Source organism: Pseudomonas sp. LB3P25 (assembly GCF_054897985.1).
On record NZ_CM142711.1, the window covers coordinates 3,178,626 to 3,195,078 of the forward strand.

A 16,453-nucleotide genomic window follows, 5' to 3' on the forward strand; every position below is an offset into this window, starting at 1 on the left:
GTGTTGCTCCTCTCTTTCAGGTTATTGCGCAGTGGCTGGGGCCAGAAAAGCGGCTTCCAGCAGCTGCTGTGTATACGGATGTTTGGGGGCCGCAAAAATACTTTGCGCGTCTCCCTGTTCGACCACTTGGCCTTGCTTGACCACCATCAGCTGGTGGCTCAGCGCTTTGACGACAGCCAGGTCATGGCTGATAAACAGATACGTCAGGTTGTACTTGGTTTGCAGTGAACGCAAAAGCTCCACCACTTGGCGTTGCACTGTCCGGTCGAGGGCCGATGTCGGCTCGTCCAGCAGAATCAACGCCGGTTTTAGCACTAATGCTCGGGCAATGGCGATTCTCTGCCGTTGCCCACCGGAAAATTCGTGGGGGTAGCGGTGCCGGGTTTCCGGGTCCAGACCTACCTCCTTGAGTGCCGCAATAATCGCTTGTTCCTGTTCCGCCTCGGTGCCCATCTTGTGGATCCGCAGGCCTTCGCCGACGATCTGGCTCACGCACATCCGTGGGCTCAAGCTGCCGAACGGGTCCTGAAACACCACCTGCATCTCCCGACGCAGCGGCCGAACCTGTTGTTGCGTCAGGCAGTCTAGCTGCTTGCCTTCAAAACGGATGGCACCTTTGCTGCCGATCAGCCGCAAAATCGCCAAACCCAGTGTCGACTTGCCCGAACCGCTTTCTCCCACAATCCCCAGGGTCTGGCCCTGAGGCAGGCTGAAATTGATTCCGTCCACCGCTTTGATGTGGTCGACGGTTTTTTTCAGAAAGCCTTTCTTGATCGGGAACCAGACTTTCAGGTCCTCGACTTGCAGCAAGGGCGGGCCGATAACGTTAGTTGCCGGCTTGCCGCTGGGCTCCGCTGCCAGCAGTTCCCGAGTGTACGGATGCTGCGGCGCGCGGAACAACTCTTCGCACGATGCCTGTTCGACGATGCAACCGCGCTGCATGACACATACGCGATGCGCAATTCTTCGCACAAGGTTCAAATCGTGACTGATCAGTAGCAGCGCCATGCCCAACCGGGCCTGTAATTCCTTGAGCAATTCGAGGATTTTCAGCTGAACGGTCACGTCCAGCGCGGTGGTTGGCTCGTCGGCGATCAGCAGTTCCGGCTCGTTGGCCAGGGCCATGGCAATCATCACTCGCTGACGCTGGCCGCCAGACAATTCATGGGGCAGCGCTTTGAGGCGCTTCTCGGGTTCCGGGATGCCGACCATTTCCAGCAGCTCCAGCGTGCGCTTGGTTGCGACTTTGCCGATCAAGCCCTTGTGGATGCTCAACACCTCGTTGATCTGCTTCTCGATCGAGTGCAGTGGATTGAGCGAGGTCATCGGCTCCTGGAAGATCATCGCGATCCGGTTGCCGCGGATGTGGCGGATGGTTTTCTCTTTCAGGCTCAGCAGGTTTTGCCCGGAGTACTCGATAGTGCCGGACGGATGCCGGGCGAGCGGGTAGGGCAGCAGCCGCAGGATCGAGTGGGCCGTCACCGATTTACCGGAGCCACTTTCGCCCACCAGCGCCAGCGTTTCCCCGCGCTTGATATCGAAGCTGACGCCTTCGACCACCCGCTGACAGCGTTCGCCGACGACGAATTCGACGGCCAGGTCGCGCACTTCGATCAGATTGTCCTGATTCATTTCACTTCCTCGGGTCGAAGGCATCGCGAGCGGACTCGCCGATGAACACCAGCAAACTCAACATCAACGCCAGCACGGCAAACGCGCTCATGCCGAGCCACGGTGCTTGCAGGTTGGATTTGCCCTGGGCCACCAGTTCGCCCAGCGACGGTGCGCCGGGCGGCAGACCGAACCCCAGGAAGTCGAGTGCGGTCAGGGTGCCGATGGCGCCGGTCAGGATGAACGGCATGAAGGTCATGGTCGAGACCATGGCGTTGGGCAGGATGTGGCGGAACATGATCGCCCCGTTTTGCATCCCCAACGCCCGCGCGGCGCGCACGTATTCCAGGTTACGCCCCCGCAGGAATTCGGCGCGGACCACGTCCACCAGGCTCATCCACGAGAACAGCAGCATGATCCCCAGCAGCCACCAGAAATTCGGCTGGACGAAACTGGCGAGAATGATCAGTAGATACAGCACCGGCAGCCCGGACCAGATCTCCAGAAAACGCTGTCCGGCCAAATCCACCCAGCCGCCGTAGAACCCCTGCAACGCCCCGGCAATCACGCCGATGATCGAGCTGAGAATGGTCAGGGTCAGGGCGAACAACACCGAAATCCGGAAGCCATAAATCACCCGCGCCAACACGTCGCGGCCCTGATCGTCGGTGCCCAGCAGGTTGTCGGTAGAGGGCGGGGCCGGGGCCGGGACTTTCAGGTCGTAGTTGATGCTCTGGTAGCTGTAGGGAATCGGCGCCCACAGGACCCAGGCGTCTTTTTCCTTGAGCAACTCGCGGATGTACGGGCTTTTGTAGTTGGCTTCCAGCGGGAATTCGCCGCCGAAGGTGGTTTCCGGGTAACGCTTGAGCGCCGGGAAGTACCAGCCGTTGTCGTAGTGCACCACCAGCGGTTTGTCGTTGGCGATCAGTTCGGCACCGAGGCTCAGCCCAAACAGCAGCAGAAACAGCCACAGCGACCACCAGCCACGCTTGTTGGCCTTGAACAGTTCGAAACGTCGGCGATTGAGAGGGGACAGATTCATCTCAATGCTCCCGGCTTTCGAAGTCGATGCGCGGATCGACAAAGGTGTACGTAAGGTCGCCGATCAGTTTCACCACCAATCCCAACAGGGTGAAGATGAACAGCGTGCCAAAGACCACCGGGTAATCGCGGTTGATCGCGGACTCAAAACTCATCAGCCCGAGGCCGTCGAGGGAGAAGATCACCTCCACCAGCAACGAGCCGGTGAAGAAGATGCCGATAAACGCCGACGGGAACCCGGCGATCACCAGCAGCATGGCGTTGCGGAACACATGGCCGTAGAGCACGCGGTGATTGGTCAGACCCTTGGCCTTGGCGGTGACCACGTACTGCTTGTTGATCTCGTCGAGGAAGCTGTTTTTGGTCAGCAGCGTCATGGTCGCGAAGTTACCGATCACCAGCGCGGTGACTGGCAACGCGAGGTGCCAGAAGTAATCGAGAACCTTGCCGCCCATGCTCAACTCGTCGAAATTGTTGGAGGTCAGCCCTCTGAGCGGGAACCAGTCGAAATAGCTGCCACCGGCAAAGACCACGATCAGCAGGATGGCGAACAGGAATGCCGGTATCGCGTAACCGACAATGATTGCCGAACTGGTCCAGACGTCGAAGTGGCTGCCGTGTCGCGTCGCCTTGGCGATCCCCAGCGGGATCGACACCAGGTACATGATCAGCGTGCTCCACAGCCCGAGGGAGATCGACACCGGCATCTTTTCCTTGATCAGGTCGATGACCTTGGCGTCGCGGAAGAAGCTGTCGCCGAAATCCAGGGTGGCGTAGTTCTTGATCATGATCCATAAGCGTTCCGGCGCCGATTTATCGAAGCCGTACATGTGTTCGATTTCCTTGACCAGCATCGGGTCCAGGCCCTGGGCGCCGCGATAGGCGGAGCCCGCCACCGAGACTTCGGCACCACCGCCGGCGATGCGGCTGGTGGCGCCTTCGAAGCCTTCGAGCTTGGCGATCATCTGCTCCACCGGCCCGCCGGGGGCAGCCTGGATGATCACAAAGTTGATCAGCAAAATGCCGAGCAAGGTCGGGATGATCAGCAGCAGTCGCCGAAAAATATACGCCAGCATCTGATTACTCCGTGCCCGCAGGGTCGGCTTGCAGTTTGGTTTCGACTTCTACCGCAGGTTTCGCATCGGGCTTGACCCACCAGGTGTTGATGCCGATGTCGTACTTGGGTGAGATTTTCGGATGGCCGATGTGGTTCCAATACGCCACGCGCCAGGTTTTGATGTGCCAGTTGGGGATCACGTAATAGCCCCATTGCAGCACGCGGTCCAGCGCGCGGGCGTGGGCCACCAGGCTTTTGCGCGAATCGGCGTTGATCAGTTGCTCGACCAACTGGTCCACCACCGGGTCTTTCAGACCCATGGAGTTGCGGCTGCCGGGTTTGTCGGCGGCGGCGGACATCCAGAATTCGCGCTGTTCGTTGCCCGGGGAGTTGGACTGCGGGAAGCTGCCGACGATCATGTCGAAGTCACGTGAACGCACGCGGTTGATGTACTGCGAGACGTCAACCCGGCGGATCACCAGGTCAACCCCCAAGTCGCTCAGGTTACGTTTGAACGGCAGCAGCACCCGCTCGAATTCGGTCTGGGCCAACAGGAACTCGATGGTCACCGGTTTGCCCTTGGCGTCGACCATCTTGTCATCGACGATCCGCCAGCCCGCCTCTTGCAACAGTTGATAGGCTTTGCGCTGCTGGGTGCGGATCATGCCGCTGGCGTCGGTCATCGGGTTCTGGAACGCCTCTCTGAACACCTGCTCGGGGATCTTGCCGCGGAACGGGTCGAGGATCGCCAGTTGATCGGCGTCCGGCAGGCCGCTGGCAGCCATTTCCGAATTTTCGAAATAACTGCGGGTGCGCGCGTAGGCGCCGTTGAACAGTTGCTTGTTGGTCCATTCGAAGTCCAGCAACAGGGTCAGGGCCTGTCGCACGCGCACGTCCTGGAACACCGGGCGGCGCAGGTTGAATACAAAGCCTTGCATGCCGGTGGGGTTGCCGTTGGGGATCTGTTCCTTGATCAACCGGCCCTCGGTGACGGCCGGAATGTTGTAGGCGTTGGCCCAGTTCTTTGCTGCCATTTCGAGCCAGTAATCGAACTGCCCGGCTTTGAGGGCTTCCAGGGCCACGGTGTTGTCGCGGTAGTAGTCGGTGGTCATCACGTCGAAGTTGTAGAACCCGCGGTTGACCGGCAGGTCCTTGCCCCAGTAATCCTTGACCCGCTCATAGCGCACCGAACGCCCGGCCTTGACTTCGCTGACCTTGTACGGGCCGCTGCCCAGCGGCATTTCCAGGTTGCCCTTGTTGAAATCGCGCGTCGCCCACCAATGCTTGGGCAGCACCGGCAACTGGCCGAGGATCAGCGGCAGCTCACGGTTGTTGTTGTGTTTGAACTTGAACAACACGGTAAGCGGATCTTCAGCGACCACTTCCTCGACATCGCTGTAGTAACCGCGGTACAGCGGTGCGCCGTCCTTGATCAGGGTCTGGAAGCTGAACACCACGTCCTCGGCGCGCATCGGATGCCCGTCGTGGAAGCGCGCTTCGGGGCGCAGGTAGAAACGCACCCAGCTGTTGTCCGGGGCTTTTTCAATCTTGCCGGCGACCAGGCCGTACTCGGTGAACGGTTCATCCAGGCCCTGTTTGGCCAGGGTGTCGTAGATCATGCTGATGTCGTCGGCCGCGACACCCTTGTTGATGAAGGGATTGAGGCTGTCAAAGCCGCCGAAACCGGCCTGACGGAAGATCCCGCCCTTGGGGGCGTCGGGGTTTACGTAATCGAAATGTTTGAAATCGGCCGGGTATTTCGGCGGCTCGTTGTACAGGGTCAGGGCATGTTGCGGGGCGGCACAGGCCAGCCCGGCGAACAACAGACCACCGGCCTGCAAGAGCAGGGCGCGTACGGGTTTCATCGATCTTTCTCCGAAGATTTCAGCCACCACGCGCTCAGGCCCAGGGTGTAGGGCGGCGTGGTGACGAAGGCGAACCGGTTGCGGTAGGCCAGGCGGTGATAATTGAGGTACCAGTTGGGAATGATGTAGTGCTGCCACAGCAACACCCGGTCCAGGGCTTTGCCGGCGGCGACTTGTTCATCACGGGTCTGGGCGGCGAGCAATTGTTCGAGTAAATGGTCGACCACCGGATTGGCGATGCCGGCGTAGTTTTTGCTGCCCTTGACCCCGACCTGACTGGAATGGAAGTACTGCCATTGTTCCAGGCCCGGACTGAGCGTCTGGTTGAGGGTCATCAGGATCATGTCGAAATCGAACTGATCGAGGCGTTGCTTGTACTGGGCGCGATCGACCGTGCGCAGCCGGGCATCGATGCCGATGCTGGCGAGGTTCTCGACGTAAGGCTGAAGAATGCGTTCCAGGTTCGGGTTGACCAGCAGAATCTCGAATCGCAACGGTTGGCCAGCGGCGTTCTGAACGTGCTGGCCGCTGAGCTTCCAGCCGGCCTCAGCGAGCAGGCCCAGGGCTTTGCGCATGGTTTCCCGGGGGATGCCGCGCCCTTGGGTCTGCGGCAGGCTGAAGGCCTCAGTGAAGAGTTTGGCGGGCAACTGCTCGCGATACGGCTTGAGCATTAGCCATTCATGGCCGACCGGAAGGTCAGTCGCGGAGAACTCGCTGTTGGGGTAGTAACTCATGGCGCGTTTGTAGGCGCCGCTGAACAGCGTGCGATTGGTCCACTCGAAGTCGAACATCAGGCCCAGCGCTTCACGGACTTTGGTCTCGGAGAAGGTCGGGCGCCGGGTGTTCATGAACAGACCCTGGCTCTGGGTCGGGATCTGATGCGGGATTTGCGCTTTGATGACGTCGCCGCGTCGTACCGCCGGGAAGCTGTAGCCGTTGTCCCAATTCTTGGCCTGATGCTCGATATAGATATCGAATTCGCCGGCCTTGAAGGCTTCGAACGCGACGTCACTGTCGCGGTAGAACTCGACTTCCATGCGGTCGAAGTTGTATTTGCCGCGATTGACCGGCAAGTCCTTGCCCCAGTAATCCTTGACCCGTTCGAAAATGATCTGACGCCCAGGCTCTACTGACGTAATGCGATACGGTCCGCTGCCCAGTGGCGGTTCGAAGGTGGTGGCCTTGAAGTCACGACCTTTCCAGTAATGCTGGGGCAGCACCGGCAATTCACCCAGGCGCAGGATCAGCAACGGATTGCCGGCGCGCTTGAAGACGAAACGGATGCGCTGCGGGTTGAGGATGTCGACCCGCGACACTTCCTGAAGGTTGGTGCGGTACTGCGGATGGCCTTCCTTGAGCAGCAAGCGGTAGGAAAACGCCACGTCATAGGCGGTAATCGGCGTGCCATCGTGGAAACGCGCTTCCGGGCGCAGGTTGAACACCACCCAGCTGCGGTCTTCGCTGTATTCCACCGATTGGGCGATCAGGCCATAGCTGGAGGTCGGCTCATCGCCGGACGGCGCGTATTGGCCGGTGCCGACCATCAGCGGTTCGTTGAGCTCGTTGATGCCGTATTGCAGGAAATTCGGCGTGGAAACCGGACTTGAACCTTTGAAGGTGTAGGGGTTGAGCGTATCGAAGGTGCCAAACGCCATCACCCGCAACGTACCGCCCTTGGGCGCTTGCGGGTTGACCCAGTCGAAGTGGGTAAATCTGGCCGGGTACTTGAGCGTGCCGAACTGCGCATAACCATGGCTTTCGCTGATCGTCGCGCTTGCGGGGGAGCTCAAGGCCAGGCTGATCAGGAGCAGGAGGAGGGGACGCTTCAAGTCAGGGATCCGATCCAGGCGGCTTGGGCTTTGTGGCCCGTACAGTAACAGCTTGTATCGACAGGAAAAAGACGGGACTTAATGCGGGGTTAATTGCGCAAGCACACCCCTGTAGCAGCTGGTGAAGTGTGGCGAGGGGATTTATCCCCGTTGGGCTGCGAAGCGGCCCCAGCAGTTCATTCGCAACACGCACTTACAGGATTGACGACTGCTGCGCAGCCGAACGGGGATAAATCCCCTCGCCACACTTCGCCTGCTGCTACAAGGTTCTTCGCAAACTCTGCAGGCAAAAAAAGCCCCTGAAATCAGGGGCTCATTTTAGCGTGGTGAAGCCACCGTCAGCATCTGACCAGGCTTCAGCGCCTGGCCGACACGCGGGTTCCAGCGCTTGAGGTGTTGCATTTCAACGTTGAAACGCTTGGCGACCATGTACAGCGAGTCGCCTTGCTGGACCTTGTACTGGGTCTGCGGCTTCTGTTTGTCAGCTTTGCTGTTTGCTTTGCTGTTCACCGCCACGACGGTGTTGATCCGACCGCCGCTGCGCTTGGCGGTGTCCTGCATGACCAGTGTCTGGCCGACTTTGAGGTCCTTGCCGGTCAGCTTGTTCCAGCGCTGCAGGTCCTTGATGTCAACCTTGTTGGCCTTGGCGATGGTGCCGAGGTTGTCGCCGCGTTTAACGCGATAAGCACGTTTGAGACTGGCGAGTTCGGAGTCGTCTGAGCCTTCGAATACCGGCTTGAGCGGCTTCTTGCTGATCAGCTCCTCAGGACGCATGGTCGAGAGACTGGCCGTCAGCAGTTGCGCCTTGGACGTTGGCACCAGCAAATGCTGGGGGCCATCGATGGTGGTGCGCTGCTTGAAGGCCGGATTGAGCTGGAACAGTTCGTCTTCGTCGATATTGGCCACAGCGGCGACCTTGGACAGGTCCATGCGCTGGTTGATTTCGACGACCTGGAAGTACGGTTCGTTGGCGATCGGGTTCAGATTGACGCCGTAGGCTTCGGGTGCCAGCACCACTTGCGACAAGGCCAGCAGCTTCGGCACGTAGGCCTGGGTTTCGGCCGGCAGCGGCAGGTTCCAGTAATCGGTCGGCAAGCCGAGCCTTTCGTTACGCTCGATGGCCCGGCTGACCGTGCCTTCGCCGGCGTTGTAGGCCGCCAGGGCCAGCAGCCAGTCGCCGTTAAACATGTCGTGCAGGCGGGTCAGGTAATCCATGGCCGCGGTGGTCGAGGCGGTGATATCGCGACGGCCATCATAGAAACGGGTTTGACGCAGGTTGAAGTAACGCCCGGTGGAAGGGATGAATTGCCACAAGCCAACCGCGTCGGCCCGGGAATAGGCCATCGGGTTGTAGGCGCTTTCAATCACTGGCAGCAGCGCCAGTTCCAGCGGCATGTTGCGTTCTTCAAGGCGTTCGATGATGTAGTGAATGTAGAGGCTGCCGCGTTCGCTGGCGTTTTCGAGGAAGGACGGGTTGCTGGCGAACCACAGGCGCTGTTGCTCGATGCGTGGGTTGACGCCCAGGTTGTCCTGCAACTGGAAGCCCTGGCGCATGCGCTCCCAGACATCTTGTGGAACTTGCGGAGTCGGTTTTTCGCTGAGCCAGATAGGTTTCTGCTTGGCTCGGGCGGCAATATTCGGAGTGTGTGCCGCGTCGGTCTGCGGCACATGACTTGAGCAGCCCGCCAAAGTGGCGGACACAGCCACCGCGATGGCTTGAGCCAAGCGGGTCAATGCGTCTGAATTGATGGTTTTACGAATAGATGACGACATTGGCTGGAAGTAAGTTCCGGGCAAAAATGTCGGGCGATTCTAGAAAGCGTACCCCCTGCGGTCAACCATTCAGAATTTTTGTACCAACGTGATGGCTACTTAGAACTTATCTTTCCAAGCACGAAGAGCAGCAAAAACCGTACTCGGAGCCCGGTTATCGGTTCCATTCCGTTCGTCCACTTTTTCTTTAACGGATGTTTCGCCGGTACGCAAAAACGGATTTGTGAGCTTTTCAAGCGCCAGAGTAGAGGGCAGCGTCATGATTCCGGCTTCACGTTGTGCGGTGACTTTTTCCAGACGTGCGGCAGTGTCCGGATTGCCCGGTTCGACCGCTGCGGCAAACTTCAGGTTGCTCAGGGTGTATTCGTGGGTGCAATAGACCAGCGTATCTTCAGGCAATGAGGCCAGGCGCATCAGCGAGGTGTGCATCTGCTCCGGTGTGCCTTCGAACAAGCGCCCGCAACCGGCGGCGAACAGGGTGTCACCGCAGAACAGCAAACCATGATGGTAATAGGCGATATGCCCCAGGGTGTGGCCGGGGACGGCAAAGACATCGAAGTCCCAGCCCAGCACGTTGACGCGGTCGTTGTCCTTGAGCGCCACGTCCCGCAGCGGGATGGTTTCGCTGGCCGGACCGTAGACTGTCGCGTCTGTCGCTTTTTTCAGCTGCTCGACGCCGCCGACGTGGTCATGATGATGGTGAGTGATCAGAATATCACTCAACACCCAACCCGGATGCGCTGCGAGCCAGGCCTGCACTGGCGCGGCATCGCCCGGATCGACCACCGCGCAGCGCTGGGTGCGGTGATCTTGTAACAACCAGATGTAGTTGTCGGTGAAGGCGGGCAGGGCACTGATCTGTATCATCGTCGGATTCGCCAAGCGGAAAACAATGGTGCATCTTAGAGCTTCCTGGCGCGTTGGAGAATGCAATGACCGATAAAGCGTTCGCTCAGGCTGATCCTGAGTGGCTGACGTTGATCAGCGCGGCCCGTGAATGGCTGTCCGGCCCCATTGGGCAATTCCTGCTGGACGAAGAACGTCGCATGCTCGAAGACGAGTTGGGACGCTTCTTTGGCGGCTACCTGGTGCATTACGGCCCGTCGGCCCAGACACCGCCGTCGGCGCCGCAAGTCCAGCGCAATGTGCGGCTCGGCGCGCCATTGCCGGGTGTCGAGATCGTCTGCGAAGAGCAGGCGTGGCCTTTGAGCGAGCATGCCGCCGACGTGGTGGTGTTGCAGCATGGGCTGGATTTCTGCCTGTCGCCCCACGGTCTGCTGCGCGAAGCGGCGAGCAGCGTGCGGCCCGGCGGGCATCTGCTGATCGTCGGGATCAACCCCTGGAGCACCTGGGGCTTGCGACACGTTTTTGCTCACGACGCCTTGCGCAAGGCGCGCTGTATCTCCCCGTCGCGGGTCGGTGACTGGTTGAACCTGCTGGGCTTCGCACTGGAGAAACGCCGCTTCGGGTGCTATCGTCCGCCGCTTGCGTCACCCGCCTGGCAGGCTCGTCTGGCCGGTTGGGAGCGCAAGGCCGGTGACTGGCAACTGTCGGGTGGCGGCTTCTATTTATTGGTGGCGCGCAAGATCGTGGTGGGCCTGCGGCCCGTCCGTCAGGAGCGGCGCGAACCGATGGGCAAGCTGATTCCATTGCCGATGGCCAAGGTCAATCGTCGCCGCATCGATCCGTAATACACTTTTTAATTTCCCGGCCGGGTTTGCCCCGGCCTCGGGCATCGTCGATCACCGATCGGCGAGCCACCGCATTTTCTGGATAGATTGGCATGAGCGATAGCGTAGAACTCTTCACCGACGGCGCCTGTAAAGGCAATCCTGGCCCAGGCGGCTGGGGTGCTTTGCTGGTGTGCAAGGGCATTGAAAAAGAACTCTGGGGCGGCGAAGCCAATACCACCAACAACCGCATGGAGTTGATGGGCGCGATCCGTGGCCTTGAAGAACTCAAGCGCTCCTGCGACGTGCTGCTGGTCACCGACTCGCAGTACGTGATGAAAGGCATCAACGAGTGGATGGACAACTGGAAGAAGCGCGGCTGGAAAACCGCCGCGAAAGAACCGGTGAAAAACGCCGATCTGTGGAAGCTGCTCGACGAGCAGGTCAACCGCCACAACGTTACCTGGAAATGGGTGCGCGGGCACATCGGTCATCACGGCAATGAACGGGCCGACCAACTGGCCAACCGCGGCGTGGATGAAGTGCGCGGTTACAAACAGGCTTGACCACAAATACCCCTGTAGGAGCTGTCGAGTGCAACGAGGCTGCGATCTTTTGATCTTCGCTTTTAAAGGCAACATCAAAAGATCGCAGCCTCGTTGCACTCGACAGCTCCTACAGGGCCATGTTCACAACATTAAAATGGCAGTGGCCAGTTGCTGGTCTGAATACGGGTCGTTGATAACTCCGCGAATCCGCACAAGCGCCGCCTCAATCTGCACCCCGCGAATCTCCCCCCTCACTTGCCACAAACGCCGCCGCATCATCAACTGCATGAGCGCAGGTCACTTGGCGTTGCGCGCCGGATCCCGCGAGCGTGTTAACATCGCCGCTTTTGCACGAATGACCCGTTGAGAGCTGAGCACTGATGGCCACCAGATCCGTTGTCAGATTCTGGCTACTTGTCAACCTTGTAATCGAGTTTTTCAGCGCGTCAATAACGCGTTTAAGATACTGATAATATGTGGTATTGCAGTCAGTTTTCATGGTTCTTATGGTTGATTTTGCAGCCTAGATGAGCCCAAATTGTAAACGATGAGTTATTTTGGCTCTTCATCGTTTACATTTTGAAAAATGGCATGCGGAAACTACTTCACTGCAGAATCCAGCGCATTTAGCTTTTCCGTCCTCGGAAGAATTCGCCCCTGCTTCCCTCTCTGACATACGCAATTCGGCGCGAATGGGGCAGGGGCCAGATGCAGAATTGCGCGCCCTGGTTGACCGCCTTTTTGCATTTGACTTGAGCAGACACTTGCAGTCGGTCTAAACACTCATGGTATTGGATTTGACGAATCAGTTTTGTAGATATGATCGGCGGTTAACGACCGATTCTGTTGAAAAAGTCGGATTTTCAGCTCGCCTGAACTCAGGCACGACCGCCACCGTAGAACCTACTCGCCACATTGAGTGGTTTTTCAGTCCTTCGTTGACCTTTGCGGCTCTGTTATTGGGTTGGTCTTAGGTTTTTTGCTTCGTGCAGGCGCACCTATCTCGTAACTGGCGGACCTTGAGATGTAAGTTTGGCCGGCCGTCGCAGGTTCTGCACCGCAGCGGCCAGCGTGAATTCATCGGTCGCGCCACTCAGTCCACGTAGTCGCAAGCGATCCAGTTTCAGGATGCGCTTGAGGTGGGCAAACGACATTTCGACCTTCTTACGTTCGTGGCGAGAGCGCACGTACTCCGGCGTCGCTGCGATGCGTCGAGCCACATCACGAGCGGCTTCATGGACGCTGCGGGCGATCTTGCGAATCGCAGTGTTTGGGCAGCACTTGGCTTTCATCGGACATGTCGCGCAGTCGGTCTGTCTGGATCGGAAGATGATGGTGTTGGCTTTGGTGAGGTGCGAACGCTCGTTCTTGAAGGCTCGCCATTCGCTGCGTAATGCGTTGCCGGCTGGGCAGCGGTATTCCTCGGCCTCTTCATTCCAGTGGAAATCGTTGCCCGAGAAACTGTCGTTCTTGCGCTCGGTTTTGTCCCACACCGGCACATGCGGCTCGATACCTTTTTGCTCCACCATCCAGGCCAGCATCGGCGCGGTACCATAAGCGGTGTCGCCGATGAGGCGTTCCGGCTTGATGTCGAACTGCTCTTCGACGCGGTCAATCATTGTCTTGGTGCTCTCGACTTCGGCCGTGCGATGAGCCGGTGTGGGTTCCACATCCATGATCACGCCGTGTTCGGTATCGATCAGATAGTTCGTGGAATAGGCGAAGAACGCTGGGCCGCCTGGAGCAGCGTTCCAGCGGGCTTGAGGATCCGTCAGCGACAGGCGCTTCGGTAGCGTTTCGGCCAAAGCCTCTTCATCGAGGCCTTCAAGGTACTCACGCACGGCGCGGGTGCTCAGGGCCGGATCGCTCCAGTTGACCTGTTCATCACCCGGTACGCCGCGCTGCCGACTCGCATCCACTTTGATAATGCTGGCGTCCACGGCAAAGCCTTCGCCCTTGACCAGACCTGCATCCATGCAGCGACGCAGCACTTCATTAAACAACCAGCGAAACAGATCACTGTCCCGAAAACGGCCGTGTCGATTTTTGGAAAAGGTCGAGTGGTTGGGGACTTCATCTTCAAGGCTTAACCGGCAGAACCAGCGATACGCCAGGTTCAAATGGGCCTCTTCGCACAACCGCCGTTCGGAGCGGATGCCATAGCAGTAGCCGACGATCAGCATGCGGATCATCAGCTCAGGATCAATCGACGGACGCCCAATCGGGCTGTAGAAGTCGGCGAGGTAATGGCGCAGGTCGCTCAGATCGAGACATTGATCAATGCTGCGCAGAAGGTGATTGGCGGGGATGTGATCTTCAAGGTTGAACGAGTAAAACAGTCGCTCCTGCCCACTCGATAACTGTCCCATCATGCTGCGTGCTTCCCTGCTGGCCAATGCAGAGATTTTGCCGGAGGCCAGTCAGGGGAGCTACTTTTTCAACAGAATCGGCCATAAGCGGTCAGTCACGACGCGCGTGGATCAGCTTTGGACGGTGTACTGTCGGCAACCGTGTCGTCTGTTGGCTCCGCCCGAGACCCCTGATTGGATTATTCGAAATTATGGCTCAATTCGAAATTATGACTCAGCAATAATTATGGCTGGGCTATAACTTTATGGTGCTGAGAACACAGCTCAAGGGTTTTTTTCGGTGCTAGCGTAGCCTTTTGCATGTGGTGGTATGTCTGAGGGCGCTGTCGCATTGCTGGTTGCCTACCGTTTCAGTTCGACTCTGAAGGTCTGGCGGTATCAGCGCTCAAAGAACAGTACCAGTCACAATAGGGCGTATTGGCGACCTGGTATCTATTGAAGTCAGGACTGCCATCGTCCCACCAAACCGGCCCGCGTTCCCCGAGCGCCACCTTCGCCACCTCACGTCGCGCTGCCATCAGCTCGTCAACAAGGCGCTGCCGCTCATCTTCATTCAGCGAAGGGTTGGTGCAACGCCACAGCTGTCCTTTGACTACAAAGTAGCGACCGTCAGGTGTAGCGGGATTCATCTCGCAAGCTCCGTGCCGACTCAGTACAGCGGCCTCTCTCGATACGCGCCCGATCTGGGGCCAGGCCTAGTCCTGTTCGGAAAGTTGTATGTCTTGATGTTCTGCATAGAGCTGGCTCAGCAAGCGGAGGCGCTCAGGTGTCTTGGTCGCGCTATGCCCGGTGGAAAGCGGGGCTTCGTTAACTGCGTCTTTCATATTGATGCGTTGTCATTGGCCGTTGCAAATAACCACCTGTGCTCATTGCCTGATTGTCCCTGGCTTGGTGTAAAGACAGGCTTGCGGGCAAGGTTGTCGATTTGCCGCCACTGTACTCGTTGCATTAAGCCGTCCTAAAGCAATTGGGCTGAAGGTTCAGTTAAGTCTGTATATAAATAATTGACGTCAATATTCTTTCAAGATGCCTGCACGCTCGAATGAGCAGATTAATCTGATATCGAGAACATTATCATTTCGATTTGGTCAGTCGCATGTCCCAAAGCTAAGCAGTCGAAAACGCACGGCCGACAGGTCGTAAAAACTCATAGTTAACCCTCTTGTTGTTGTGTTTGGTACTGCCAGAAACCTTTCGAATAAACCCACCTGCTCCAGGCGAAACGGAGCTGCGCAAGACTGAAACCGTTGAGTGGGGCATACAACGGAAGTCGGTTTTGCTGGGCGTGCTCAACCCGCTCCCGAACCTTTATTGCTCAGTGCCACTTGACAGCGGGCAGGTGAAGGTTGCGTAATGCGTCGCGCTGTTAACGTTAACTTATATAAAAACAAATAGGGACGTCACATGCAATTATCAGTCAAGCGTGAGTACTGGCTCATCAGCGGTCTGTTGTTTTTCTTCTTCTTCGCGTGGTCATCCAGCTATTCGCTGTTCGCGATATGGCTCCATCGAGTCATCGGCCTGAACGGAACGGAAACCGGATTAATCTTTGGCGCCAACGCGATTGCGGCGCTTCTCATTCAGCCGTTCTATGGTGCTCTTCAGGATCGGCTTGGCCTGTCCAAAAAACTGCTGATATGGATTGGCGTGCTGCTCTGCGCTGCTGCCCCCTTTGCAATCTACGTCTATGCCAATCTATTGGCCCAGAACGTGGTATTGGGGGCCGTGGTCGGCGCGGCCTTCCTGGCGTTTTCCATGCTCGCAGGCGTAGGCGTCATCGAGTCCTATACGGAGCGACTGTCGCGTCATGCGGGCTTCGAGTTCGGCACCACCAGAATGTGGGGTTCGCTGGGCTGGGCGAGTGCGACAGGCGTCGCCGGTGCGTTCTTCAACATTGATCCGAATATTGCGTTCTACATGAGCAGCGCCGCCGGGGTCGCGTTCTTGCTGATCCTGTTCCAGCTGGATCTGAGCCGGTTCCGAAAGCCGGCCACGCAATCGGGTGGTGAAACTGCCCTGCCAGTTCGGATGAACGATCTTTGGAAGTTGCTGACACTGCCGCGCTTCTGGGCATTCAGCTTGTACCTGACCGGGGTGTGTGGAGTCTACATGATCTACGAACAGCAGTTTCCGGTGTATTTTTCCTCGTTTTTTCCAACCCCGGAGGAAGGTACCCGAGCTTATGGCTACCTGAATTCATCCCAGGTTCTGCTCGAAGCTGTTTTGATGTTGTTCGCACCCTGGGTGGTCGGTCGTACAGGCGCCAAGTATGGATTGATACTGGGTGGCAGCATCATGTTCGTCCGTATTCTTGGCTCCGGATTGGCAGTGGATGCCTGGACCATCGCCGCCTGCAAGATGTTGCACGCCATTGAAGTCCCCATCTTGCTGGTCTCGGTATTCAAATACATTTCGCTCAATTTTGATTCGCGGCTGTCGGCCTCGGTCTACGTGTTGGGATTCCAGTTCTCCCAGCAATTGAGCGCGATGCTGCTGTCGCCAGTTGTGGGATACGGCTACGACCATGCTGGTTTCTCGAGCGTTTACGTAATGATGGCTGGCGTGGTAGGCGGTTGTCTGCTGCTGTCATGGTCGTTGCTACGCGCGGACCCGGCCCGTCAATCATCCCAGGCAAGAACTCTTGATTCGATTGAGCTTCCTGTCATGGCTCAATCAGCCAAACCCTAGTA

13 protein-coding genes are annotated in these 16,453 nt (G+C 58.1%); 3 read left to right on the plus strand and 10 right to left on the minus strand.

The window, feature by feature from the left end; translation table 11 throughout:
• Positions 1 to 21: 21 nt before the first annotated feature.
• From ACYZTW_RS14445 to gloB, 7 genes are all read right to left on the minus strand, one after another.
• Positions 22 to 1,632, minus strand: coding sequence for an ABC transporter ATP-binding protein (locus ACYZTW_RS14445; RefSeq protein WP_462005440.1), 1,611 nt, complete (start codon positions 1,630 to 1,632; stop codon positions 22 to 24).
• Position 1,633: 1 nt separating this feature from the next.
• A complete protein-coding gene (locus tag ACYZTW_RS14450) occupies positions 1,634 to 2,653 on the minus strand; it encodes an ABC transporter permease (RefSeq protein ID WP_095128240.1) in 1,020 nt (339 codons plus the stop codon).
• 1 nt (position 2,654) lies between these two features.
• Positions 2,655 to 3,728, minus strand: coding sequence for a microcin C ABC transporter permease YejB (locus tag ACYZTW_RS14455; RefSeq protein WP_415767452.1), 1,074 nt, complete (start codon positions 3,726 to 3,728; stop codon positions 2,655 to 2,657).
• Between the two features lie 4 nt (positions 3,729 to 3,732).
• Entirely contained in the window at positions 3,733 to 5,574 is a 1,842-nt protein-coding gene (locus tag ACYZTW_RS14460) for an extracellular solute-binding protein (protein WP_462005441.1), read from the minus strand.
• Positions 5,571 to 7,403 (minus strand): extracellular solute-binding protein, encoded by a 1,833-nt coding sequence (locus ACYZTW_RS14465; RefSeq protein ID WP_462005442.1) that lies wholly within the window; start codon positions 7,401 to 7,403, stop codon positions 5,571 to 5,573. The genes ACYZTW_RS14460 and ACYZTW_RS14465 overlap by 4 nt, the downstream gene beginning before the upstream one ends.
• A gap of 318 nt (positions 7,404 to 7,721) precedes the next feature.
• Entirely contained in the window at positions 7,722 to 9,176 is a 1,455-nt protein-coding gene (locus ACYZTW_RS14470; RefSeq protein WP_462005443.1) for a transglycosylase SLT domain-containing protein, read from the minus strand.
• Positions 9,177 to 9,275: 99 nt separating this feature from the next.
• Positions 9,276 to 10,043, minus strand: coding sequence for a hydroxyacylglutathione hydrolase (gene gloB / locus ACYZTW_RS14475; protein ID WP_462005755.1), 768 nt, complete (start codon positions 10,041 to 10,043; stop codon positions 9,276 to 9,278).
• Between the two features lie 65 nt (positions 10,044 to 10,108).
• Between gloB and ACYZTW_RS14480 the strand changes: the two genes are divergently transcribed.
• Both ACYZTW_RS14480 and rnhA read left to right on the plus strand, forming a co-directional pair.
• Positions 10,109 to 10,867 carry a methyltransferase domain-containing protein gene (locus ACYZTW_RS14480; protein ID WP_008152097.1) on the plus strand — a complete coding sequence of 253 codons (759 nt, stop codon included), beginning with the start codon at positions 10,109 to 10,111 and terminating at the stop codon, positions 10,865 to 10,867.
• A gap of 92 nt (positions 10,868 to 10,959) precedes the next feature.
• A complete protein-coding gene (rnhA, locus tag ACYZTW_RS14485; protein ID WP_008152099.1) occupies positions 10,960 to 11,412 on the plus strand; it encodes a ribonuclease HI in 453 nt (150 codons plus the stop codon).
• A 123-nt stretch (positions 11,413 to 11,535) separates the two neighbouring features.
• Here the strand turns inward: rnhA and ACYZTW_RS14490 are convergent, their stop codons facing one another.
• The 3 genes from ACYZTW_RS14490 to ACYZTW_RS14500 all read right to left on the minus strand — a co-directional run bounded on the left by ACYZTW_RS14490 (position 11,536) and on the right by ACYZTW_RS14500 (position 14,392).
• The gene (locus ACYZTW_RS14490; protein ID WP_462005444.1) at positions 11,536 to 11,682 is read right to left on the minus strand and encodes a DUF2388 domain-containing protein; all 147 of its coding nucleotides are present in this window, start codon (positions 11,680 to 11,682) and stop codon (positions 11,536 to 11,538) included.
• A gap of 710 nt (positions 11,683 to 12,392) precedes the next feature.
• On the minus strand, positions 12,393 to 13,766 hold the full coding sequence (locus ACYZTW_RS14495) for a transposase (protein ID WP_462005445.1): 1,374 nt from the start codon (positions 13,764 to 13,766) through the stop codon (positions 12,393 to 12,395).
• 347 nt (positions 13,767 to 14,113) lie between these two features.
• Entirely contained in the window at positions 14,114 to 14,392 is a 279-nt protein-coding gene (locus ACYZTW_RS14500) for a hypothetical protein (protein WP_462005446.1), read from the minus strand.
• Between the two features lie 775 nt (positions 14,393 to 15,167).
• Between ACYZTW_RS14500 and ACYZTW_RS14505 the strand changes: the two genes are divergently transcribed.
• Complete coding sequence (locus ACYZTW_RS14505; protein ID WP_462005447.1) at positions 15,168 to 16,451, plus strand: oligosaccharide MFS transporter; 1,284 nt, start codon at positions 15,168 to 15,170, stop codon at positions 16,449 to 16,451.
• The last annotated feature ends 2 nt before the right edge of the window (positions 16,452 to 16,453 follow it).